The 23,214-nt window shown below is 69.7% G+C and carries 18 protein-coding genes, 2 tRNA genes and 1 other RNA gene; 5 read left to right on the top strand and 16 right to left on the bottom strand.

Annotated elements, in window-relative coordinates:
* The first annotated feature begins 55 nt into the window (after nt 1–55).
* Together ADL15_RS16300 and ADL15_RS16295 are read left to right on the top strand one after the other, a co-directional pair.
* Complete coding sequence (locus ADL15_RS16300; protein WP_067690889.1) at nt 56–1,516, top strand: calcium-binding protein; 1,461 nt, start codon at nt 56–58, stop codon at nt 1,514–1,516.
* A gap of 115 nt (nt 1,517–1,631) precedes the next feature.
* Nucleotides 1,632–2,687, top strand: coding sequence for a calcium-binding protein (locus ADL15_RS16295; RefSeq protein WP_067690884.1), 1,056 nt, complete (start codon nt 1,632–1,634; stop codon nt 2,685–2,687).
* A gap of 75 nt (nt 2,688–2,762) precedes the next feature.
* On the opposite strand, the gene ADL15_RS16290 is transcribed toward ADL15_RS16295, so the two are convergent.
* The 9 genes from ADL15_RS16290 to ffs all read right to left on the bottom strand — a co-directional run bounded on the left by ADL15_RS16290 (nt 2,763) and on the right by ffs (nt 15,109).
* The gene (locus ADL15_RS16290) at nt 2,763–3,800 is read right to left on the bottom strand and encodes an ABC transporter ATP-binding protein (RefSeq protein WP_067690881.1); all 1,038 of its coding nucleotides are present in this window, start codon (nt 3,798–3,800) and stop codon (nt 2,763–2,765) included.
* A 35-nt stretch (nt 3,801–3,835) separates the two neighbouring features.
* Entirely contained in the window at nt 3,836–4,870 is a 1,035-nt protein-coding gene (locus ADL15_RS16285; protein ID WP_067690877.1) for an ABC transporter ATP-binding protein, read from the bottom strand.
* Nucleotides 4,871–4,880: 10 nt separating this feature from the next.
* Nucleotides 4,881–5,882 carry an ABC transporter permease gene (locus tag ADL15_RS16280; protein ID WP_067690874.1) on the bottom strand — a complete coding sequence of 334 codons (1,002 nt, stop codon included), beginning with the start codon at nt 5,880–5,882 and terminating at the stop codon, nt 4,881–4,883.
* A gap of 102 nt (nt 5,883–5,984) precedes the next feature.
* Nucleotides 5,985–7,766 (bottom strand): ABC transporter substrate-binding protein, encoded by a 1,782-nt coding sequence (locus tag ADL15_RS16275; RefSeq protein ID WP_067690871.1) that lies wholly within the window; start codon nt 7,764–7,766, stop codon nt 5,985–5,987.
* Nucleotides 7,767–7,878: 112 nt separating this feature from the next.
* Nucleotides 7,879–8,886, bottom strand: a complete 1,008-nt coding sequence (locus tag ADL15_RS16270) for an ABC transporter permease (RefSeq protein ID WP_067690868.1) — start codon at nt 8,884–8,886, stop codon at nt 7,879–7,881.
* A gap of 407 nt (nt 8,887–9,293) precedes the next feature.
* Nucleotides 9,294–9,887, bottom strand: a complete 594-nt coding sequence (gene recR, locus ADL15_RS16265) for a recombination mediator RecR (protein WP_067690866.1) — start codon at nt 9,885–9,887, stop codon at nt 9,294–9,296.
* Nucleotides 9,888–9,890: 3 nt separating this feature from the next.
* Nucleotides 9,891–10,214, bottom strand: a complete 324-nt coding sequence (locus tag ADL15_RS16260; RefSeq protein WP_067690863.1) for a YbaB/EbfC family nucleoid-associated protein — start codon at nt 10,212–10,214, stop codon at nt 9,891–9,893.
* A gap of 687 nt (nt 10,215–10,901) precedes the next feature.
* Nucleotides 10,902–14,918: a DNA polymerase III subunit gamma and tau gene (locus ADL15_RS57375; RefSeq protein ID WP_067690860.1), complete on the bottom strand. Its 4,017-nt coding sequence runs from the start codon at nt 14,916–14,918 to the stop codon at nt 10,902–10,904.
* A gap of 95 nt (nt 14,919–15,013) precedes the next feature.
* Nucleotides 15,014–15,109, bottom strand: an RNA gene (ffs, locus tag ADL15_RS16250) — signal recognition particle sRNA small type.
* 82 nt (nt 15,110–15,191) lie between these two features.
* On the opposite strand from ffs, the gene ADL15_RS16245 reads away from it, so the two are divergent.
* Nucleotides 15,192–15,276 (top strand) — tRNA-Ser (locus tag ADL15_RS16245).
* Nucleotides 15,277–15,327: 51 nt separating this feature from the next.
* Here ADL15_RS16245 and ADL15_RS16240 read toward each other — a convergent pair.
* Nucleotides 15,328–18,978 carry a hypothetical protein gene (locus ADL15_RS16240; protein WP_067690858.1) on the bottom strand — a complete coding sequence of 1,217 codons (3,651 nt, stop codon included), beginning with the start codon at nt 18,976–18,978 and terminating at the stop codon, nt 15,328–15,330.
* On the opposite strand from ADL15_RS16240, the gene ADL15_RS56440 reads away from it, so the two are divergent.
* A complete protein-coding gene (locus ADL15_RS56440; protein WP_067690855.1) occupies nt 18,977–19,357 on the top strand; it encodes a hypothetical protein in 381 nt (126 codons plus the stop codon). The two genes, ADL15_RS16240 and ADL15_RS56440, sit on opposite strands and share 2 nt — an antisense overlap.
* Before the next feature lie 99 nt (nt 19,358–19,456).
* Here the strand turns inward: ADL15_RS56440 and ADL15_RS16230 are convergent, their stop codons facing one another.
* From ADL15_RS16230 to ADL15_RS16220, 3 genes are all read right to left on the bottom strand, one after another.
* The gene (locus tag ADL15_RS16230; RefSeq protein ID WP_067690851.1) at nt 19,457–19,798 is read right to left on the bottom strand and encodes an STAS domain-containing protein; all 342 of its coding nucleotides are present in this window, start codon (nt 19,796–19,798) and stop codon (nt 19,457–19,459) included.
* A 205-nt stretch (nt 19,799–20,003) separates the two neighbouring features.
* Nucleotides 20,004–20,213 carry a hypothetical protein gene (locus ADL15_RS16225; RefSeq protein WP_067690847.1) on the bottom strand — a complete coding sequence of 70 codons (210 nt, stop codon included), beginning with the start codon at nt 20,211–20,213 and terminating at the stop codon, nt 20,004–20,006.
* Between the two features lie 343 nt (nt 20,214–20,556).
* A tRNA-Ser gene (locus ADL15_RS16220) sits at nt 20,557–20,646 on the bottom strand.
* 115 nt (nt 20,647–20,761) lie between these two features.
* Between ADL15_RS16220 and deoD the strand changes: the two genes are divergently transcribed.
* Nucleotides 20,762–21,475, top strand: coding sequence for a purine-nucleoside phosphorylase (deoD, locus tag ADL15_RS16215; protein WP_067690844.1), 714 nt, complete (start codon nt 20,762–20,764; stop codon nt 21,473–21,475).
* 339 nt (nt 21,476–21,814) lie between these two features.
* On the opposite strand, the gene ADL15_RS16210 is transcribed toward deoD, so the two are convergent.
* The 3 genes from ADL15_RS16210 to ADL15_RS16200 form a co-directional block, all read right to left on the bottom strand.
* The gene (locus ADL15_RS16210; protein ID WP_067690841.1) at nt 21,815–22,231 is read right to left on the bottom strand and encodes a nucleoside deaminase; all 417 of its coding nucleotides are present in this window, start codon (nt 22,229–22,231) and stop codon (nt 21,815–21,817) included.
* Nucleotides 22,232–22,257: 26 nt separating this feature from the next.
* Nucleotides 22,258–22,791: a tRNA adenosine deaminase-associated protein gene (locus tag ADL15_RS16205; RefSeq protein ID WP_067690837.1), complete on the bottom strand. Its 534-nt coding sequence runs from the start codon at nt 22,789–22,791 to the stop codon at nt 22,258–22,260.
* Between the two features lie 114 nt (nt 22,792–22,905).
* Entirely contained in the window at nt 22,906–23,214 is a 309-nt protein-coding gene (locus ADL15_RS16200) for a hypothetical protein (protein WP_067690834.1), read from the bottom strand.

The following is a 23,214-nucleotide window of genomic DNA, read 5'->3' as shown; positions in this document are numbered from 1 at the left end:
GTACGGTGATGAGCATCTATGATGCTGATCAGTCTCTGCTACGGGGGAAATATTGATGTCCCGTTCTCTCTGGCTCTCCAGAGCCGGTCTGGCCCTGTTCATCTCCACCGCCGGGATCGGTATCGCCGCGACGCCCGCGCAGGCGGCCGCCACCGGCGTCGCGTCGGTGTCCGGCACCAGCCGGGTGATCTTCAAAGCGGCGTCGAACAAGACCAACAAGGTCGTGGTCACCCGCTCCGGGCGCACCGTCACCATCGACGACGCGGTGGCCCTCAAGCCCGGCAAGGGCTGCAAGAAGGTCGACGCCAGCAAGGTCCGGTGCACCCTCGAGTCACCCGACAACGTCCAGGTCTTCCTGGGCTCCAAGAACGACACCGTGGTCAACAAGTCTGACCTGGCCATCTCGGTCAGCGGCGGCAGCGGCAACGACCGGATCTACGGCGGCCCGCGCAACGACTCGCTCAACGGCGGCAACGGCAACGACCTGATCTACGGTGGCGCCGGCCGGGACCGGCTCATCGGCGGCATGGGCGCCGACCGGCTGCACGCCGGGGCCGGCAACGACCAGCTGTCCGGCGGCTACGGCAACGACGCCCTGTACGGCGACGCCGGTGACGACCACGTCTCCGGCGACGAGGGCAACGACAAGGAGTACGGCGGGGCCGGCCAGGACCAGTTCAACCAGTCCCGGATCCCGTACTCCTCCACCGGCGCCGACCTGATCAGCGGTGGTGGCGGCAACGACTACGTCGGGTACGAGCTGCGCACCAAGCGGGTCGTCGCGGACCTGGACGGCGTCAAGGGCGACGACGGCGAGGCCGGCGAGCACGACACCCTGCTGTCCGATCTCGAATACCTCGAGGGCGGCAACGGCAACGACGTCCTGTCCGGCCGCTCCGGCAAGGACATGCTGATCGGCGGGCCCGGCAACGACACCCTCCGCGGCCTCGCCGGTAACGACTACCTCGACGGCGGTCCGGGGCAGGACCGGCTCGAGGGTGGCGCCGGCAACGACGACCTGTACCCCGACTACGGCTCGCACGAGGCGTACGCGGACGTGGTCCTCGGCGGGAGCGGCCGTGACCTGGTCAGCTACCTCGCCTACACCGTGCCGGTGACCGTCGACCTGGACGGCGCCTCGCGTGACGACGGCATCGCCGGCGAGCACGACACGGTCGGTGCGGACGTCGAGGACGTGGCCGGTGGCAGCGCCAACGACCGGATCACCGGTAACGCGTCGGCGAACCGGATCCGCGGCTTCGACGGCGCGGACGTGATCCGTGGCGGCGCCGGCAACGACTTCCTCTCCGGTGACGACGGCGCCGACCAGCTCTACGGCGACGCCGGCGACGACTTCCTCAACACCGGCGGCGGCCTGGACACCGGGGCGGACCGGCTGGACGGCGGCGCCAATGCCACCGGGACCGGGGACGACTGCTGGCCGCAGGACGCCCTCGACACCACGGTGAACTGCGAGTACGCGAAGCTGTACTGGCCGACCGACCTGCTGTTCTGACGGGGCAAAAGCGGGGCAAAAGCGGGGCGGGCGACCGGATGCCCTGGGTGAATCCACAGTGAACAGTGCCCGGCGGGGCAGCGAAACGGTCCCGTAGCGTCCTACGCTCCGGCCCATGTCGCGTTCTCTCTGGTTCACCCGCGCCGGCGTGCTCCTGGTCGCCCCGCTCGTGCTCGGCGTCGCCGCGGTGCCCGCTCAGGCCGCCGCGGGCGGCGTCGTCCACGTGGTCACCGACAAGTCCGGCACCCGCGTGGTCTACACGGCCGCCGCCGGCACGACGAACCGGGTCTCGATCACCCGTTCCGGGACCCGGCTGGTCGTCGACGACCGGGTCTCGGTCAAGGCCGGCGCCGGTTGCAAGGCCGTCAAGCGGGACAAGACCAAGGTCATCTGTTCCTCGTCGCGGGGCTGGGCGGGGATCACCCTCACGCTCGGCACCGGCAACGACGTCGCGGTCAACCACACCAACGTACGGCTGCGAGCCGACGGCGGGCCCGGCCAGGACCGGCTCACCGGCGGCTCGGCGGTCGACAGCCTCACCGGCGGCACCGGCAACGACATGCTGGACGGCGCGTCCGGCAACGACAACCTCTACGGCAGCGACGGCAACGACACCCTCTACGGCAGCACCGGCAACGACTACCTGATCGGCGACAACGGCACCGACGTGCTGCTGGGCGGCGCCGGGAACGATCACGTGACCGGCGACGGCCGCTGGTTCGACGTGCCGGTGTTCTACCCCGACCGGCTCAGCGGCGGGCCCGGCTTCGACACCCTCTACTACCGCGAGGGCGCCGAGACCATCCGGATCGACCTCAACGGCTCGGCCCGGGGCACCGCGGCGAACGAGGGCGACGCGGTCGACGGCTCGTTCGAGGGCGCCGAGGCGAACGTCGGGTCCGGCCCGGCCACGTTCATCGGCAACAACGCCGCCAACGTCTTCACCGGCGCCGGCTACCTGTCGACGGTGATGGAGGGCCGCGGCGGCAACGACCGGCTGACCACGTTCGACGGTGGCGCGCAACTGTACGGCGGGGCGGGCGCGGACACCCTCCTCGTCAAGGTGGTCGCCGGTGAGCCGCACGGTGACCCGAACCTGCTCGACGGCGGCGACGGCGGCGACCGCTGCACGCCCGCGTGGGCACAGCGCGACGAGCTGATCAGCTGCTAGAACGGTCTCGGACAGACGAAAGGCCGCCTCACCGGGTTTCCGGCGGGGCGGCCTCTCTTTTCCGTACGTACGAAATCAGACGTTGATCGTCGCCGGCTTGCGGCCGGCCACCGCCTCGTCCTCGACCACCGGGAAGTGGCAGGCGGTCAGGTGACCGTCCGGGTCGTCGAGCCGGCGCACCAGCGGCGGCTCCTCCACCGCGCAGATGTCCTGCGCCTTCCAGCAGCGGGTACGGAACCGGCAGCCGGACGGCGGGTTGATCGGGCTCGGCACGTCGCCGGTGAGCAGCACCCGGTCGCGCTGGGCGCGGTCACGCCGGACCGGGTCGGGCACCGGGACCGCCGACATCAGCGCCACCGTGTACGGGTGCCGCGGGTTCTTGTAGAGGTCGTCGCGGTGCGCGATCTCCATGACCTTGCCCAGGTACATCACGGCGACGCGGTCGGAGATGTGCCTGACCACCGACAGGTCGTGCGCGATGAAGACGTAGGTCAGGTCGAACTCGCTCTGCAGGTCCTCCAGCAGGTTGACCACCTGGGCCTGGATCGACACGTCGAGCGCGGAGACCGGCTCGTCGGCGATGATCAGCTTCGGTCGCAGGGCGAGCGCCCGGGCGATGCCGATGCGCTGCCGCTGGCCGCCGGAGAACTCGTGCGGGTACCGGTTGTAGTGCTCCGGGCTGAGCCCGACCAGTTCCAGCAGTTCCTGCACGGCCTTCTTGAGGCCCTGCGGGGTGGGGATGTTCTGGATCTGCAGCGGCGCCGAGATGATCGTGCCGATGGTGTGCCGCGGGTTCAGCGACGAGTACGGGTCCTGGAAGATCATCTGGACGTCGCGGCGCAGCGGCCGCATCTGGGTCACCGACTTGTGACTGATGTCCTGACCCTCGAAGACGATCTTGCCAGCGGTCGGTTCCAGGATCCGGGTGAAGAGCCGCCCGGCCGTCGACTTGCCGCAGCCGGACTCGCCGACCAGGCCCAGCGTCTCGCCGGCCTGGACGGTCAGGTCGATGCCGTCCACCGCACGGACCGCGCCGACCTGGCGCTTGAACAACCCTTTGGTGATCGGGAAGTGCTTCTGCAGCCCGGTCACCTCGAGCAGGTTCTCGCTCATCGTTCTCTCACATTCCTGCTCATCTCGTCACCCGCTCAGAGGTTCGGTGCCACTTCTTCCTGGAAGATCTTCGTACGCTCCTCGGCCGACATGTGGCAGGCGACCGAGTGCGCTCCGCCGGTCAGCACCGGGATGTCGGTGAAGGACCGGTCACCGTTGCGTCCCGCGTAGGGGCAGCGCGGGTGGAAGGCACAACCAGAGGGCAGGTTGATCAGGCTGGGCGGTGAGCCCTTGACCGGCGTCAGGCGATCCCGGACCTCACGGTCCATCCGGGGCATCGATCCGAGCAGACCCCAGGTGTACGGATGCTGCGGGCGCTGGAACAGGTCGATCGCCGGGCCCTGCTCGATGACCTTGCCGCCGTACATCACCAGGACGTCGTCGGCGAGCTCGGCCACCACACCCAGGTCGTGGGTGATCATGATGACCGCCGAGCCGAACTCCGCCTGCAGGTCCCGGATCAGGTCCAGGATCTGCGCCTGCACGGTCACGTCCAGTGCCGTGGTCGGCTCGTCGGCGATCAGCAGCTTCGGGTCGTTGACCAGCGCCATCGCGATCATCGCGCGCTGGCGCATACCGCCGGAGAACTGGTGCGCGTAGTCGTTGAACCGGCGCGACGGCTGCGGGATACCGACCCGGGCGAGCATGTCGATGGCCCGCTCGCGCGCCACCTTCTTGTTCACGCCGGGGTGGTGGATCCGGTACGCCTCGACGATCTGCGCACCGACCGTGAAGTACGGGTGCATCGCGCTCAGCGGGTCCTGGAAGATCATCGACATCTTCCCGCCGCGCAGCGCACGCACCTCCTCGTTGGACGCGGTGACCAGCTCCTGGTCGTCCAACCAGATCTGGCCGGTGACCTTGGCGTTGCTACGGGTGCGGTGCAGGCCGAGCACGGCCAGCGAGGTGACGCTCTTGCCGGAGCCGGACTCGCCGACGATGCCGAGCGTCTTGCCGGCCTCCAGCGAGAAACTCGATCCGCTGACCGCCTGCACGACGCCGTCGTCCGTCTCGAACCGGACGGTGAGGTCCTTGACCTCGAGGTACGGACGCGGGATGACCGAAGACATTCCCTCTCCCTCAGCCCAGCCGCACGCGCGGGTCGATGAGGCCGTAGACCAGGTCGACGACCAGGTTGGCGACCACGATGAAGGTGGCGGCGATCAGCGTGACGCCCAGGATCACCGGCAGGTCGTTGCCCTTGATCGCCTGGAGCGCCTGGTAGCCGAGGCCACGCAGGTTGAACACGGCCTCGGTCAGGATCGCGCCGCCGAGCAGCGAACCCAGGTCGAGACCGAAGATGGTGACGATCGGGGTGAGACCGGAGCGCAGCGCGTGCTTGCCGATCACGGTCCGCTCCGGCAGGCCCTTGGCCCGTGCCGTACGGATGTAGTCCTCGCCCAGCGTCTCCAGCATGTTCGCCCGGGTGAGGCGGGCATACGTGGCGGCGAAGAGGAAGGCCAACGTGATCCATGGCAACAGCAACTGGACGAACCAGTCAGCCGGACTCTCCAGGAACGGCACGTACTGACCCTGTGGCAGCCAGCCCAGCCAGTACACGAACACCGCCGAGGCGAGCAGGCCGGTGAAGTAAATCGGTAAGGAAACGCCGGCTAGCGCGCCGGTCATCACCACCCGGTCCAGTAACGAACCTTTTCGTAGCGCCGAGATCACACCGGTGGCGACGCCACCGATCAACCAGAGAATGGCCGCACCGAGCGCCAGTGAGAACGTCACCGGCAGGTCGTCCATGAGCAGCGGAGTGACCTCCTGCTCGGTCTTGAACGAGTATCCGAGACACGGTGCCGGGCAGTGCGTGACGTCCGGGCCGTTCGCGTAGTCGCGGCCGGCCACCAGACCCTTCAGGAACTTCCCGTACTGCACCATGATCGGGTCGGCGAGGCCCATCTTCTCCCGGATGCCATCAAGCGCCACCTTGTCGGCAGTCTTGCCGATGTAGAGCAACGCCGGATCGCTGCCGGTGAGCTTCGGAACCATGAAGAAGATGCCGAAAGTCACGAGCGTGACTACAAGCAGCGTGAGGACGGCGTTGAATATCCGCCGGATGAGATAAGCCACCATGTCGTTCGGCCGAAGACGGGCGGGTGCCGGAATCAACCAGCACCCGCCCGCCGCGGGCGGCCGTCACCAACCCTTCGAATTACCCGATGCGATCAGGAACTGCTACTTGCCGTCGCTGACGCCGAGAGCCTGGAAGTCGATCTGGCCGAAAGCGTCGTGGATGTAGGCGTTCGTGAGGCGCGGGTTGCGGTAGTTCAGCGCCTTGTCGAACACGAACGGCAGGTAGTAGGCGCCTTCCATGACCTTGTGGTTGATCTGCTCGTAGATGGCAGCGGCCTTGGTCGCGTCCGTCTCGCCGGCAGCCTGGTCGAACAGGCCGTCGATGGACGGGTCCTTGATCAGCGGCAGGTTGTAGTTGCCGTTCTTCAGGATGAAGCGGCTGTCGACCAGCGGCTGCAGGTAGCCGGAACCGGTCGGGTAGTCAGCTCCCCAGCCGGCGATCTGGATGCCGTAGCCCTTGGCCTTCACGTTGTCGGGGGCACCGATCACGGAAGAGAGCTGCGCGCCGTCGTACTGCTCGATCTTGGCGTTGATGTTGGCCTGCTTGAGCGCGGCCTGCAGCGCCTCAGCGGACTTGACCTCAGCCGGCTTGTTGTTACGCACCGCGATGGTGGTGTCGAAACCGTTCGGCTTGCCACACGCGGCGAGGGCCTTCTTGGCCTCCTCGATCTGCGGCTTGCCCTGGAGGCGGTTGAACGGGTCGTACTTGGCGTCCGAGCCGGCAATGTTCGGCGGCAGCATGCTGGTGCCGATGTCGCCACCGGCGATCGGGCCACCACGCGCGGTCTGCAGCGAGGTCGGGTCAGCGGCGTAGAAGACCGCCTTGCGGCACTCGATGTTGTCGAACGGCGCAACCGAGGTCGCCAGCGCGGCGTACCGGATGAAGCCGGTGGCCGGGGTGTCCGCGTTCGCCTTCAGGGCGGGGTCCTGGAGGATCTTGGTACGCGCGGTCGCCTGCACACCGGTCTGGCCGACGTCGATGTCAGCGGTACCGGCCATCAGCCGGCTGTCCATGTCCTCGGCGTTGGTGGTGACCGTCAGGTTGATCTGGTCCGGCAGCGCCTTGCGGATGGTGTCGGTGGCCGGGTCCCAGTTGGGGTTCCGGACCCACACGACGCCCTTACCGGGCTGGATGCTGCCGGCCTTGAACATGTACGGGCCGGAGGCGGCGGGCGCCGAGTTGTACTGCGCACCGGTGTCCCGCTTCTGCGGCACCGGGCCGGCGCCCGGCATGGCCAGCAGGTAGAGGAAGTCCGACTGGGCCTTCTTCAGGTGGAAGATGATGGTCTGGTCGTCCGGCGTCTCCACCGACTTCAGACCGAGCTTGTTAGCGTCGGTGTCCTTGTACGGACCCTTGTAGCCCTGGCCCTGGTCGAGGATGTCGATCAGGTAGACCGGGCCGCCGGGGACGACGTCCTGAGCGAAGATCCGCTCGATGCCGTACTTGATGTCCTTCGACGTGATGGCGGCGCCGTCGTCGAACTTGGTGCCGGTCTTCAGCTTGAACGTGTAGGTCAGCTTGTCGGCGCTGATCTCCGGCATGGCGGACGCCAGGTCGGGCGCCAGCTCCAGGCCGCTCTTGCCCGGGGCGGCCGCGTAGTCGACCAGCTTCCGGGTGTAGAGCCGGTTCAGGTTCCAGACGAACGCGTAGTAGCCACGCGCCGGGTCCCAGAAGTCGGCATCCTGTGCGGTCCACAGGTTCAGCGTGCCGCCCTTGGTGGTGGACGGGTTCACCACGTCGGTGATGGCGGCGTTGTAAGCGGACTTGCCACCGCTCGTGGTGCCGCCCTTGTCGTCGCTCTTATTGCCGCTGCAGGCAGCGGACGTGAGGCCGAGCGCGAGTGCGACGCCGGCCGCCGCAAACGCCCTAGTCTTCCTGGACACCTGTACTCCTACCTCCTCGAACAGCGGAACCGAGCCGGTCCGCGAAACATGCGATGTTCCAGCTGCCCCTGAATCAGCGGGCCTTCGGGTCGAGCGCGTCCTGGCCCCTGGGTCAGCGGGCCTTCGGGTCGAGCGCGTCACGCAGGCCGTCACCGAAGAGGTTGAAGGCCAGCACCGTGATGAAGATCGTCGCGCCCGGGATGATCATGTACATCGGTGAGATCGAGTAGGTCGCGACCGCGTCCGACAACATGCCGCCCCAGGACGGGTTCGGCGGTGGGATACCGACGCCGAGGAAGCTCAACGCGGCCTCGGTGAGGATGTTCGTCGGGATGATCAGAGTGGTGTAGACCAGGATCGGCGCCGCCAGGTTCGGGAGCAGCTCCCGGACCAGGATCCGAGGCGACCGGGCGCCCATGCTGCGCGCCGCCTCGACGAACTCGCGTTCCCGCAGGGACAGGGTCTGACCGCGGACGATCCGGCCGATGTACGGCCAGCCGAAGAAGCCGATCACACAGACCAGCACCAGTACGCGGGACCAGCGGGCGTTCAGGCCGAGCATCTCGTAGGGCACCACCGAGACCAGGGCGATCGAGAACAGCAGCTGCGGGAAGGCCAGCAGGAAGTCCATCACCCGGCTGATCACCGCGTCGACCCAGCCGCCCAGGAAACCCGCGGACAGGCCGAAGATCACGCCGAGGATGGTCGAGACGAGCGCGGAGAGGAACGCGACCGTCAGCGAGGTCTGCGCGCCGTAGACGATCCGGCTGAAGACGTCCCGGCCGGAGGTCGGCTCGACACCGAGGATGAAGTCCGAGCTGATGCCACCGAAGGAGCCCTTCGGCGTACCGAAGGTCGCATCGATCTGGTCCTGGTGATACTCGTCCGGCGGATGACCGAGAAGGGCGACCAGGACCGGCGCCAGAATGGCGACCAGGACCAGCAGGATGACGACGACGCCGCCACCGATCGCAACCTTGTCCTTCTTCAGCCGGCGCCACGCGATCTGCTTCAGAGACCGGCCCGCGATCACTTTCTCAGCGGGACCCCGCACGTCAGCCGCGTCGGCCGTCGGTGCCGACTTGTCGTCGGTGACCGACGCTTCTGGGCCAAGCGACATCTGTTTCGCCGGTCCTCTCCCGGCCACCGCGCAGCGGGAGTCCACAGTCACCGGCGCGTGGTACACGGAAGATCCCACGGCGCGGAGACAATGGCCCACGTTGCGAGCGGTAAACCGATCGGTTATCGCATGCCTCGAGTGCCGGCCCTCATTCAGCCCAGCCGAGATGAGGCCGGGATCACGAGGGCACCCGACAGCGGATGTGGCCGCTGTCGAGAGGAACATTCACCTAGTGCGGTGCCCGGGTCAAGCTCACCGACCGCACGCGGATGCTTCCGTGTCTCCCTCGTGATGTCACCGTGACCTAGACGCCGCACAAACGGAAGGTACCGCTTAAGGAGCTCGCAAGTAGCCAATCCGGGCCAAACAGGTTGCATGACGTTACGGTGGCGTTACCGCATGTAAATTCAGATCGCGCGGCGACCTTCGAACGCCCTACCCAACGTAATTTCGTCCGCATACTCAAGGTCACCACCGACCGGCAAACCGCTCGCCAGCCGGGTCACCGAAATACCCATCGGCTTGATCATCAGCCCCAGGTAGGTGGCGGTGGCCTCGCCCTCGGTGTTCGGGTCGGTGGCCAGGATCAGCTCACGGACCTCACCGGTGCCCAGCCGCATCAGCAGCTCCCGGATCCGCAGGTTGTCCGGCCCCACACCCTCCAGCGGATTGATCGCCCCGCCGAGAACGTGGTACCGGCCGCGGAACTCGCCGGTCCGCTCGATCGCGACGATGTCCTTCGGCTCCTCGACCACACAGAGCACTTCATTGGTACGACGTGGGTCGCGGCAGTACCGGCACTGCTCGGACTCGGCCACGTTGAAGCAGGTGGTGCAGAACCGGACCAGTTCCTTCACCTTGCGCAACGCGGTGGCCAGCCGGTTGACGTCCGCCGGATCCGCGGACAGCACGTGGAACGCGATGCGCTGAGCCGACTTCGGGCCCACGCCCGGCAGCCGGCCCAGCTCATCGATCAGGTCCTGGATGGCACCCTCGTACACAGGTCAGAACCCCGGCAGGGTGAGACCGCCGGTGGCCGGACCCATCTTCGCCTCTTGCAGCTCACGCTGCTCCTCGGCGGCATTGTGGATCGCCGCGAGAATGAGGTCCTCGAGCGTCTCGACGTCATCGGCGTCGACCGCCTTCGGGTCGATCTTCACAGCCTTGAACTCACCCAGCCCGGTCACCGTCACGGTCACCAGCCCGCCGCCGGCGGTACCGGTCAGCTCGGCCTCGGCCAGTTCGGCCTGCGCCTTCGCGACCTGCTGCTGCATCTTCTGCGCCTGCTTCATGATCTGCTGCATGTTCGGCTGTCCACCGGGGCGCATGGCACCGCTCCTCAACTAGTCACTGTCTCTCACGGACAACCGCCATCAATGACCCGACGGCGCCCGATTCAACCGCCGCCAGCGTAGCCGCCAGCCATCCGTTCCCCAGGCAGCCCACCACAACGCCGCGCCCAACCCTCACCCCCGTCGGCCGGTGTCCCCGTTCCCCCAACCTCTTCCTCGCTGTGGCATCGCTGCGATCTTGGTGACTTGTGGTCGATATGCGGGCCGAGCTCTCCAAGATCGCGCCGTCTGGGGCGCGAGGAGGGCTGCCAGCGCCAGCCGGCCAGCCCGCCGAGCGCGCGGGTGAGAAGTCAGCGATGCGGCCAGCCGGCGGCGGACCCGCAATGGCTGATACCCGCAATGGCTGATAAAAGTGCGGCGGCTGCCCCGGGGAAGGGCGGTGCGTGCACGCAATGCCGCACCGCGGCCTGCTACCGCCCCGGGGTGGGCGGTAGCAGGCCGCACAACGTGATTGCGTGCCGCTAACGCCCCGCTGGCAGCCGGACGCGGACTCTCACCGCCCCACGAACGCGGGCCGCGGACTCTCACCGCCCCACGAGCCCGGACCGCGGACTCTCACCGCCCCACGAGCCCGGACCGCGGGCTCCTAGTGGGCACGCCCCAGGAGCCCCGGGTCGTGCTGGGCCCGGGGTGGGTGGAGGCTGCGGCGTGTGGGGTAGCGGGTTACATCTCGCCGATCTTCTCGGCGCCGAAGGCGTTGCGGAGCAGCTGCAGAGCTTGTTCCTCGCTGCTCTGGCGGGCCGTCTTCTCGTCGATCACTTCGTCCGACGGTTCGTCGCCCGGGTCGAAGCCCTCATAACCGGCTTCGGCGGGTGGGGGCGGGCCGTCGTACTCGGGGTCGTAGGGCGCCTCGCCGATCGGGGTGCCGTCCGAGAAGGCGGAACCGGCCGGCTGAGCCGCCGAACCGGCGGCAGCGTGTCCCGGGGCCGCATTGCCGCGGGCAGCTGCCGCGCGGGCGGCAGCCAGGCCGCCACCGGGCGCCGTGTTGCCACCGCGTGCCGCAGCCGCCCGAGCCGCCTCCATCGCAGCGGAACGAACCGGAGCCCCCGGACGCGCCGGGGCCGCAGGGGCCGCCTGCGCACCCGCAGCCGGCCGCGAAGCTTGTGCGGCAGAAGCAGCGGCCGCGGCAGCACGGGCCAAAGCCATCGCCGAGTCACCAGCACCAGCACCAGCCGAGCCGGCCGCTCCGCCTGGTCCGCCCGAGCCAGCCGCTCCATCCAGGCTTCCTGCTCCGCCCAGGGCTGCCCCGCCCAAGCCTTCCGGGCCACCCGAGCCCGCTGCTCCACTCAGACCTGCTGGCCCACCCGAGCCCGCTGCTCCACTCAGACCCGCTGGCCCGCCTGAGCCCGCTGCTCCGCTCAGACCCGCTGGCCCGCCCGAGCCTTCCGGTCCGGCCGGCTCGCCAAAGCCTGCTCCTCCAGCCGAACCACCGAAACCATCCGGGCTCCCAGAGCCAGCCGGGCCGACAGAGCCGACCGGGCCCCCAGAGCCAGCCAGACCCCCAGAGCCGACCGGGCCAGCTGCTCGACCCGAGTCTGCGGCTGAGCCTCCCGGACCTGCCTCTCCGGGTGAAGCGGAGCCTTCCCCTGAACCGGGCACGGGTGACGCCGTTCCGAACGGGCCAGCCTCAGCGAAGGCCGCCACGGCCGGGTCGAGCGAAGGCGCGGTGGGCATCGAGGGGCCAGCCGACGCCTCGGTGCCGCCGAAGGCCGAGCCGTCGACAGCTGAGCCGGAGAACGGCGACGCCGGGGCCGGGGCCTGGTGTGACGCGGACGAGGCGCCAAGTCCGGGAGTGGACAGGCCGGCTTCGCCGGTCACGGTGGGGCGGCTGCCAGCCGCGTCGGGAGCGCGGGTGCCGGGCTTGACCGTTTCGGGCCAGTCGTCGGCGGCCGCTGGCTTGGTGGGCTTGAGCGCCGCGGTTCCCGGGCGAACGGGCTCCGGCCAGCCGGTGTCGTCGTCGCTCGACGCACCTGCCGCGGAGGAAGCGGCCGCCACGCTGGAAGCGGACCCGGCGCCCGCGGACCCGCCGGCACCCGGACCGAACGCGCCAGGCACGGCAGCGGTCGGACCGAACGCGCCGGGCACGTTGGCAGTCGGCCCACCCGACACGCCGGAAGACGACACGCCGTGAACGGCCGTCCCGGACGGCGCAGCGACTGGCCCGCCGGGCATGCCGGGTGCGGGCGGGCCGGGCACAGCGGCCGGGCCGCTGGGCACGCCGGGAGCGGACCAGGCGGGCTGGGCGGCGCTGAGGCCACCCGGCACGGGCTGAGCGGCGCTGAGGCCGCCGGGCGCGGGCTGAGTGGGAGGTGCCGGGGGCAGGGGGGTGTCAGCGGTACTGGTGGCGGATGGCGGCCAGTCGTCGTCGGCGTCGGGGGCGGCGGGGCGCTGCGGGCGAGACGGGCGGGACTCGGTGCGGCCGGAGTTTCGTTCAGGGGCGGACGTGGACGGGGTCGCTGACGCCGACGGGCCGGCCATCCGGCGGCCGGCGGACTGGTCGCGGCCCGTGGACTGGTCGCGGGGGGATCCGGACGGGCCTCGGGGGGCGGCGTTGCGAGGCGGGCCAGCAGGGGTCGCCTCGCCCGTCTCGCAGCGGATCTGCCAGCGGCCGCCCAGGAGCCGGCCGAGCTCGGTGGCGATGGCGTTCGTCCACTTCAGGAAGCGGTCCGCGATGGCCTGTGACGGGGCGGCGAAGACGACGGTGTCGCCGGCCACCTCGCGCACGCCGATGCCGGCGTCCAGCATCGCCTGGACGCGCTGCTGCTGCCGGGCGAGAGTCAGCCAGGCGCCGCGGACCTTCTCCAGCCGCTCATCCGTCTGCTGCCGAGGCGGGGCGGGCTGATCCAGGTCCTCCGGCGGGTCCTCGTCCCAGGGCGGCTCATCGTCGTAGTACTCGGGCGGCGGAGCCTGGTCGCCGCCGTCGGCGACGTGGTTCCAGTCCGCCTCACCCCGCCCGGCAGAGCCGGCCGCAGAGGACTGCCGACCGGAGCCGGTCACCGGAGACGCAGCCGAGGAAGCGTCCTCCGAACCCGGCGCAGCCGCAGAAGAGGACACGGGCGCGGCAGAAGGCGCGGGTGCACTGGAAGGCGCGGGGGCGGCGGAAGGCGAGGAAGCAGCCGTCGGCGCGGCAACAACCGGCGCCGACGGACCATCAGCCACGGACGAGCCGGCCACCGGCCCGGACGGAGCAGCCGCAGCCGGCTCAGCAGGCGAGACCGCCGGCTCAGCAGGCGAGACCGGCGCAGCGGGAGCCGCCGACACCGGCGCGATCGAGGAGGCCGAAACCGGCGCGGGCGCGGGAGCCGAGCCGCCCGGCGCGGGCGAGACCGGTCGCGCTGCGCCGCCAGGTGCCCGCCGGGCCGCCGCCGCGGCCGCACGGGCCGCCGCGAGACCGCCGAGACCAGACCCGGAGGCCGCCGCACCGTCGGCGTCCCCCGGTGCCGACGCGGTGACCGCCGGAGCCGCCTCAGCGATCGCTGGAGACGCCGCGGCAGCCGGGGCCGCCGCGGTGGACCCCACCGGCGGGCCGCTTCGCTCCAGGCGTTCCAGGCGCTGCAGCAGCGCGCCGGTCGAGTCCTCGGCGCCGGGGAGCAGCATCCGGGCGGTGATCAGCTCGAGGAGCAGGCGGGGTGCGGTGGTGCCGCGCATCTCCACCAGGCCGTTGTGCACGATGTCGGCGCTGCGGGAGAGCGTCGCCGGGCCCAGCTTGCCGGCCTGGGCGTGCATCGCCTCGAGCTGGTCGGCCGGTCCGTCGATCAGGCCCTTGGCCACCGCGTCCGGGACCTGCTGCAGGACGATCAGGTCGCGGAGGCGTTCGAGCAGGTCGGAGGCGAAGCGTCGGGCGTCGTGACCGGCCTCGGCGACCCGGTCGATCGTCGTATAGGCGGCGGCGCCGTCACCGGCGGCCAGCGCGTCACACATCTCGTCGATCAGGGCCACGTCGGTGACGCCGAGCAGGGCGACCGCGCGGGCGTAGCTGACGCCGCCCTCGCCGGCGCCGGCGATCAGCTGGTCGAGGACCGAGAGGCTGTCCCGGGCGCTGCCACCGCCGGCCCGCACCACGAGCGGGAAGACCGCCGGCTCGACGTGCACGCCTTCAGCCTCGGTGAGCTTCTGCAGGTACGGCCGGAGCGTCGCCGGCGGGATCAGCCGGAACGGGTAGTGATGGGTCCGCGAGCGGATCGTGCCGAGCACCTTGTCGGGCTCGGTGGTCGCGAAGATGAACTTCACGTACTCCGGGGGCTCCTCGACGAGCTTGAGCAGCGCGTTGAAGCCGGCCGACGAGACCATGTGCGCCTCGTCGATCACGTAGATCTTGAAGCGGCTGTTGGCGGGCGCGAAGAACGCCTTCTCCCGCAGCTCACGGGCGTCGTCGACGCCGCCGTGGCTGGCCGCGTCGATCTCGATCACGTCGATCGAGCCGGCGCCGTCGGTGGCCAGGGACTTGCAGGAGCCACAGACACCGCACGGGTCCGGGGTCGGGCCCTGCTCACAGTTGAGCGAGCGGGCCAGGATGCGCGCGCTGGACGTCTTGCCGCAGCCGCGTGGCCCGGAGAAGAGATAGGCGTGGTTGAGCCGGCCGCTGCGCAACGCCTGCGACAGCGGCTCGGTCACGTGTTCCTGACCGATGACCTCCGCGAACGTGCGCGGCCGGTACTTCCGGTAGAGGGCGAGAGCCACTCCTGCCACCTCCTGACGACCGCGCCATTCTCCGTCGAGGGTGTGACAAGAACAAACGACATGCCCTAACAGGGGAAGTCGCGGGGAGGAGACAACGAAAGGACCCCTCGTGCACCCGTCAGAGCCCGCTTATCCTTGCTGCCTTCCGGCCCTGGGGAGGTTCACAGGATGACGCCGCACGAGGGGCTGATCGAGAGCCTACCCGGCCGGGTAAAGTCCGTTGCGCCGACCCCCGATGCGCGGGGTGTCCCGCCGAGCCGTATTCTGGCGCACGGAGGATTCGCCTAGTGGCCTAGGGCGCACGCTTGGAAAGCGTGTTGGGGGAAACCCCTCACGAGTTCGAATCTCGTATCCTCCGCACCGATGAAAGGCCGGACCCAAGCGGGTCCGGCCTTCTTCGTCTACCCGGTCAGCGCTTGATCTTCACGCTGCCGCTGGTCCTCCGGCCGTCGTAGCAACCGGTCCGCTTGGCGATCACCGTCACGGTCACCTTCTTGCCGCCCCAGGACTTCTTGAGCGTCAAGGTCGAGCCGGTGGCGACCAGTTTGCCGTCGACTCGCCATTCGTACCGATAGGAATCTGCTCTCGGCGACCAGGTGCCCACCGCGACCTTGACCTTGCGGCCTGCCTTGACCGTCCCGGCGATCTTCGGCGACGTCGTCGCCTTCGGCGCGACGCCCCAGCCCACCGTGCCGCCGGCGGACACCGCCGGAGAATTCAGCCGGTTGGCACGCTTGGCGGTAACCGTCACGGTGATCCGTTTGCCGCGGAGAGAACCAGGGATTACGTACGACGATCCGGTCGCTCCCCTGATCGCCGCCCCGTTCGCGGCCCACTGGTACGCGTACCCGGTCGCCGCCGGAGTCCAGCTGCCGGCCACGGCCCGGACCGTGGCGCCGACCCGGACCGTCCCGCTGATCGCCGGTGCCTTGACCAGCTTCAGCGCGGTGGTGGTCACGGTCAGGCCGCCGTACAGCGTGCCCTGCCGCCAGTCGGTGTCCGAGGACACCGCGATGTCCCAGACGCCCGGTGCCACCCCGGTGAGGTTCGCGGTGGCGGTCAGGACGCCGTCCGAGACGCTCTGCACCGCCGCCGTGATCGAGGCCGACCCGGCGTGGTTGAGCTGCACCCGGTCGCCGGTCGCGAGGGCCTCGCCGCGCAGGGTCAGCGTGACCGGCCCGAGGTTCGACGCGCTCGCCGGAGTCGACGAGGTGACCTTGCAGGGGTCCGAGTCGCAGATCGTCCCCACCCGGTACGGGAACGTCCCGCTCGCCTGCTCGGGCGCCAGCACGAACAGCGCTGTGGACGACTTCGGCGCCGGGTACGACACATACGCCCCACACCCACGCCCCCCACTGGCCCACGAACAGCGCACGATCCCGGCCCCGGTACCGAGGGTGGAGAAGTAGTACGGCTCGGGCAGCGCCTCGCCCCCGGCCGGGTTGGTGATCACCGCGCGGAAGTCGCTCCGCCCGTTGATCACCGGCACGGCCACGCAGATCGCGGTGTGCGCGGCGTCCAGGGTGCCGGCACGGGTGAACCCGGGCACCCCGGTGACCGCCGGGCACTGCGCCGCCGGCTTGTCCGCGGTGCCGAGGTTCCAGGTGTCCACGGCGTAGGGCACCGCGCCCGCGGTGGCCGACCGGACGAACAGCAGGTACGACGTCGCCCCGCTGACCCGGCACGGCACCACGTATCCGGCGCACCGGTCGGTGCCCGCGGCGTCGGTGATCCAGTACCTCGCGTCGTAGTCGGTGCTGCGGACGCCGAGCCAGTAGTTGCCGCTCGCCGCGGCGGTGACCCGATAACACCGGACGTCGTCCAGCGCGGTCAGGGTGCCGGTCGCGGCGCTCCCGCCGAGCACGGTGTTGGCCGGCGTCTGGCAGTTCGTGCCGGTGGCGTCCCGGCGGGCGACCCGGTACTGGGCGTTCTCGGCGGCCGCGGTCAGCACCGCGACGTACGCCTTGCCGGTCTGGAACTTGCACCGCAGGACGATCGCGGAGGTGCTGTACGACCCGCACACCTCCGCGCCGGTGACACTGTCCTTGACGGTCAGCACGGCGTAGCCGGTACCGCTCACCGACGCGAACGACACGATCTCCGAGGCAGTGTGCTGCGTCCCCGGGATGGTCCAGCAGGTGGCGAACTTCGTGCTGGAGAACGTCGTGGTCAGCCCGGCCGGTTTTCCGATCAGGCCGGCCGGCAGTGTGCCGCAGCCGGTGATCTGGTCGAGCCGCTGCACCACGACCGCGTAGTCGCCGGGCGCCGAGTCCTCCGGCGCGTTGAGCAGGAGCCGGTACGGCGCCGCCCCGGTCAGCACGCAGTTGTTCGTCGAACAGAGGTCGTCACCGGCCGCGTTGATCAGGGTCCAGTCCGGCCGTGCCGCTCCGGTCGCCCGCGACGGGGTCAGCACGCTGATCTTCGCGCCGGCCGGGCTGGACAGCCGGAGGCAGTCGGTCTCGCCGGCAGTGCCGAACGAGCCGCGGATCGCGCCGGTGGCCAGGCCCTGCTCGGTGACCGGAACACAGCCCGGGCCGTTCGGCGCGGTGAAGACGGTCGCGTAGGAGCCGTCCCGCACCCCGCTGTTGCCACCGCCGACGACCAGCGTGTACTTCCCGGCGGCCGGGAACGGGCAGAGGTAACCGGCCTGGCAGAGCCGCTTGCCGTCCGGCGTGTAGACCTGCGACCAGGTCTCGTAGTTCTCGTCGTCCACCACGCGGACCAGGTACCGGCCCGCCGCGGGCACGTCCAGGGTCCGGCACCGGATCCCGCCGAGCGCGCCGGCCGGTCCCGTTCCGTACGCGCCGGGGGTGATCTCCGGGCAGCCGGTCGCCGCGGAGAGCGACCGGATCTGCAGGGTCACCGGGTCGGTGTCGTCCGCCTCGGTGATCACCCGGTACGGCCCGGAGCCGGGCAGCACGCACCCGTCCTGGTCCGACTCGTACTCGGAGCAGATCGAGGTGCCGCTGCTGTCGGTGATCCGGGTGACCCCGCCGCCGGACGCGTAAACGATCACCCGCTCGCCGGGCTGCGCCGCGAACGGCTGGCAGAACACCTCCACCGGGCTCGTCGGGGTGAACGTGACGACCGGCTGGTCCCACCCGGTGCCGACGACCGGCGCGCAACCCTCGTCCCCGGCCACGTCGACGATCGACGCCCGGAAGCTCGTCGGGTTCCCGGTCCAGTCCGGGTGCCGCAGCCACAGGGTGTAGTCCCCGGTCGCGGGCACCTCACAGGCCACATGGTCGTACTCGGCGCAGATCCGCCCCGCGGCGTTGCTGAGCTCCCAGTCGATCTGGCCGCCGTCGACGGTACGCACTGACTTGGTGCCGGCCGTCAGGTGCACCGAGTAGCAGGTGAACTCGGCGGTGCCGAGTTCACCGGCGACCACCTGGCCGGCGCTCAGCGGGCCGAACGCACCCTCAACGAGCGCGCCACAGCCGATCGGCTGGTCGGTACGGATCAGGCGCAGCGTGTAGTCCACCGCGCTGCCGTAGTCGTCGGTCAGGAAGAACGAGTGGGTGCCGTTCGCGGTCAGCGTGCAGTCGCCGCCACCGAACTGGATCGGGCAGACCTGCTCGCCGGAGGGGTCCCAGAGCGTGCCCCGGATGTCGGCGGAGTAGCCCGGTGCCGTGGTGGTGCCGCTGGTCTCCACAGTCAGCCGCATGCCGGCCTGGCCCTCGAAGCGGTAGCAGTCACCGGCCGAGCCGCGGGCCGCCGACCGGGACAGCGCGGCGCCGTGCACGGTGAAGGTGGCCGGATCGAGGGTGGTGCAGGAGGAGGGCGCGTCGCGGGATTCCACCCCGATTCCGTACGACGCCTCGCCCTCGCGGTAGTAGAGGTAGACGTCGACCTGGTACGTGCCGGGCTGCTCGACGGTGCACTCACCCGGGTACGGGCCGAGTGAGCAGGAGCCGTCCGGGGTGTGCAGGATCGCCTGTGCGGAGTCGCCGACCGCGTTGAACTGGGTGAGGATCCGCTCGTTCGGCAGCGTGGTGGTGATCGTCCAGGTGTGGTGCTCCGAACCGCGCAACGCGTCGCAGGTCTCCGGTTCACCCATGGCCAGTGTGCCGCCGCAGCCTTCGGCCACCGGGGCCGACGGCGAGGCGGGCGACGACGAGGTCGGGGACGGCGTGGCCGGCGGGGTGGTGGCCGTGGTCGTGCCCGGCCAGGCGGGCGGGCTGAGGGTCGGCGACGGCGAGACCGGCGACGCCGACGGCTCCGGCGAGGTCGGCGCGACCGGTGACCGCGTGGGTGTGGGTGGTGCGGGCGACACGGTGGACGGTGCCGGCGCCACCGTGGATGACAAGGGTGTGACCGGCGGCGACGGATCCTCCGCGTACGCCGCCGCCGGCAACCCGACTGCTATGACCAGGCCGCTGAGCACAGCGGCGCTCCAACGCCTCACGAATTCCCCCCGGATCGCATCGACGGCTTGAGCCATCGACGGAGATCTTGTCAGGGTGAATATTCACTAAGGCAGATATCCCAAAATGCGGGAAACCCCAGGTGGTAGGCGGCGACGCTCCCGTGCCGACCTATAGCTGGCCGGCAGCTATCGCGTCGTCGATCTCCGGAAAGATGGCGAAATAGCGGCCCAGGCCGACCGTCTCCAGCAGCCGGGCCATGAACGGCCGCGGCCCGGCGAAGCTGAGCCAGCCGCCCCGGTCCGCGATCACCTGCTTGCTGGTGATGAACGCGCTCAGACCGACCGAGTCGCAGAACTTCAGCGCGGTCAGGTCCACGACGATCCGGGGCACCGGTCTCTTGAGGAGCTCGGCCAGGACGGTCTGCAATTCCCGGGCCGAGTCGGCGTCCAGTTCGCCCTTGAGATGCAGCACGGCGACATCGGGTCGGTGTTCGGTGATGATGGCCCGCATGACGATCGCTTCCTGCCCGGTGGGATGGAAATTCAGGTTAGATCGTCGCTAACCGCGCACATCGGACTCAAGGTGCGTCGCATCCCGGCGTGACCACCGGGCCCCGCACCCAGCGAAAAAGGCCGGACCCCATCGGGGGATCCGGCCTCATCGAAGGCTGGCCGAGACAGTCAAGCAACAACGGCACAGCCCGGGCTCCTGGCGCTCAGAGCTCGCGCCACCGCCAGCGTGGACCGCGCCACGCGTCGGCCAGAATCATCGCTGATGACCGGCCGGGACACTGCTGCACCTTCGACTTCCCCTCGGGGCCGCCCAATTGGGCCTCGACCTCCCACAGGACACCGTCGGTGCGGACGTAGACGTCGCGGCGCTGAAGCCGGACGTCGCCATTCCACCAGTGATGCTCAACTCTCACGTGTCAAATCTACGACAGGCATCGACGAACCTAGGTGGGGCGATTCTATGAAAGTTTCTCGTCGTCCGGTCGGAACCACATTGTCTGATCCGGTGTATTTGGGTTGCGTGACTTGCGCGACACCCTATGTCGCTGGGCCGTCCCCGATCCACTACGGAACGTAACTCAAGGCTTTGACGTGCGACGACATCTGCCTGTTACAAGAGTGCCGCTGATCATGGAGAACGTCCGAACGGACGAGGTGCCGCCGGTACGCCCGGTCGACCCTCCCGCAAGGCACACAGAGTGACGTACGAGACGAGAGAAAACAAGAGAGCCCGATCCAGACGGATCGGGCTCTTGTTGGCGGTGGTGAAGGGATTTGAACCCTTGGAGGGCTTGCACCCTCACACGCTTTCGAGGCGTGCTCCTTAGGCCGCTCGGACACACCACCGGGAAGTACGTTACCGGATGCCCCCGGGCGCTTGTCGCCGGGTGCCCCATAACCGATCTCGGGGCCGCTGACCTGGCAAGATCGCAGACAAGATCGAATGAGACGGAGAACTCGTATGAGCGTGCACATCGGTGCCAAGCCGGGCGAGATCGCCGAGCGGGTGCTGCTGCCCGGCGACCCGATGCGGGCCAAGTGGATCGCGGAGACGTTCCTGGAGGACGCGGTCTGCTACACCCAGGTCCGCGGGATGCTCGGGTTCACCGGCACCTGGCAGGGACAGCGGGTCTCGGTACAGGGCTCCGGCATGGGCATGCCGTCGGCCTCCATCTACACCCACGAGCTGATCAACGAGTACGGCGTGAAGTCGGTCATCCGGATCGGCTCCTGCGGCGCCCTCGCGATGGACCTGAACCTGGGTGACGTGGTCGCGGCGATCGGCTCGGCGACCGATTCCAACATGAACCGGGCCCGGTTCGACGGCCTGATCGACTACGCCCCGGTGGCCGACTTCGGCCTGCTGCGCACCGCGGTGGACATCGCCGAGGCCCAGGGCGTCCCGATGCGGGTCGGCCCGATCCTGGCCGCGGACGCGTTCTACACCGACCGCCCCGACCTGTACGACGCGCTCGCCCTCTACGGCGTGCTGGCGGTCGAGATGGAGTCTGCCGCGATCTACACCATCGCGGCTCGCTACGGCGCCAAGGCGCTCACCATTCTGACCGTGAGCGATCACATCAAGCGTGGCGAGGCGATGGAGTCCGCGCAGCGCGAGCAGGGCTTCAGCAACATGGTCAAGATCGGCCTCGACACGATCATCGCCGGCGCCTGACCGCACCGAGCCGAAGCCCCGGGCGCACTCCCCGCCCAAAGTCCCCACGCAACGCCGTTGAGCCGCTTGCGTGGGGACTTTCGGCGCGCTCCGCACCCCAACTTCACACACAACGCTGTTAAGCCGCTTGCGTGGGGAGTTTGGGCGCGCTCCGCACCCCAACTTCACACACAACGCCGTTGAGCCGCTTGCGTGGGGAGTTTGGGCGCGGTCCGCAACCCCAACAGGGGTGGGAGCGCGGCCGGGGCCTGGAACCGGGCGCGGCCTCGCGGCGGCCTCACGGGCGGGACTCGGCTCGTAGCCTACGGACGAGCGCTCGTCATTCGTACCAAATAGGGTTTAGCGGAAGAAACCCCGCAGCAACCTGGCGCACTCGTCCTCCAGGACCCCGGCGTAGACCTCGGGTTGGTGGTTGAGCCGCCGGTCGCGGACGACGTCCCAGAGGGAACCGACCGCACCGGTCTTCGGCTCCCACGCGCCGAACACCAGTGTCGAGATCCGGGCCAGCACCAGCGCGCCGGCGCACATCGTGCACGGCTCCAGCGTGACCACCAGCGTGCAGCCCTCCAGGCGCCACTCGCCGACCGACGCGGCGGCCCGGCGCAGCGCCAGCACCTCGGCGTGCGCGGTCGGATCGCCGGTCAGCTCCCGCTCGTTGCCGGCCGCGGCCAGCTCGGTGCCGTCCGGTCCGAGAATGATCGCGCCAACCGGGACGTCTTGCGGCGAGGTGGACGCGACCGACAGAGCCCGCCGCATCCACCCCTCATGCCGCTCGCGACGAATCACGCCTCGCGCAGCTCCTCCATCTCGTCCCCACACCCGACCTTCTGACAGATCTCGGCGGTGATGTCGGACGGCAGCATGCCCTCCATCCCGCACAGCGCCAGCAGGCGTTGCGCGGTCACCCCGAGGTCGTTCAGCAGCTCGGCGTCGCCGATCGGATCGGCGTCCGGGTCGGCCGCCGGGCGGTCGTCCTCGTCGTCGTCGTCGGCCTGATCGGCATCGTCGTGATCGAGGAGGTCGTCGGTGTCGACGGCCGGCGCCTCGATCTCACCGAGCAGCACCGATCCGATCCGCGACTCCTCGGCGAAACCCGAGTCGGACCCGAAGACCCGCAGGTCCTCGCCCTCGTCCAGACGCAGGATCGAGAGGTATTCGTCATCGCTCTCGACGAACAACAACGCCAGCTCGGCATCCGGCTCGGCATCCCGGAGCGCATCCACCACCTCGTCGATGTCAGCCAGGCCAGAAAGGTCCAGCTCCGACGCAGTCCACCCATTCTTCCCGCGGGCGACAGCGGCAGCGAAAATCGACACGATTCCCCCAACGCGGTTCTTATCCTCAGCGCCCTGACGGTAGCGGGTGGGGCGGCAGGTGCGGCGCGCCACGCCCTTATCTACAGCGAGATCACTGCATGTGTCCGAGAGAGATCAGTTAACGGTACGACGACGGGTGGCGATCAGCTCACGCAGGCGCATGCCCCGCACCCGCTGTGGCGGCGCCGACACCCGCACCGATTTGGCGCGAGCCACCGCCGCCAGGATTTCCAGACGCCGGCGGCACCGGTCCACGTCGAGCCGCTCCGGGGAAGCGTCCAGCCGTTGCCGTGACGCGTCCAGCCGCTGCGCCGAGGCTTCGATCCGCTGCCGTGACGCGTCGAGCCGCTGCAGTGAGGCGTCGAGCCACTGCCGTGAGGAGGCCATGGTGCCGAGAGTGCCGAGCCGTCCGGCGTTCGTCAA

The organism is Actinoplanes awajinensis subsp. mycoplanecinus, assembly GCF_001509495.1.
In the GTDB taxonomy this organism is placed as follows: Bacteria; Actinomycetota; Actinomycetes; order Mycobacteriales; family Micromonosporaceae; genus Actinoplanes; species Actinoplanes palleronii.
The sequence above is the reverse complement of the archived record's forward strand: the minus strand, read 5'-3'. Positions and strand labels throughout refer to the sequence as shown.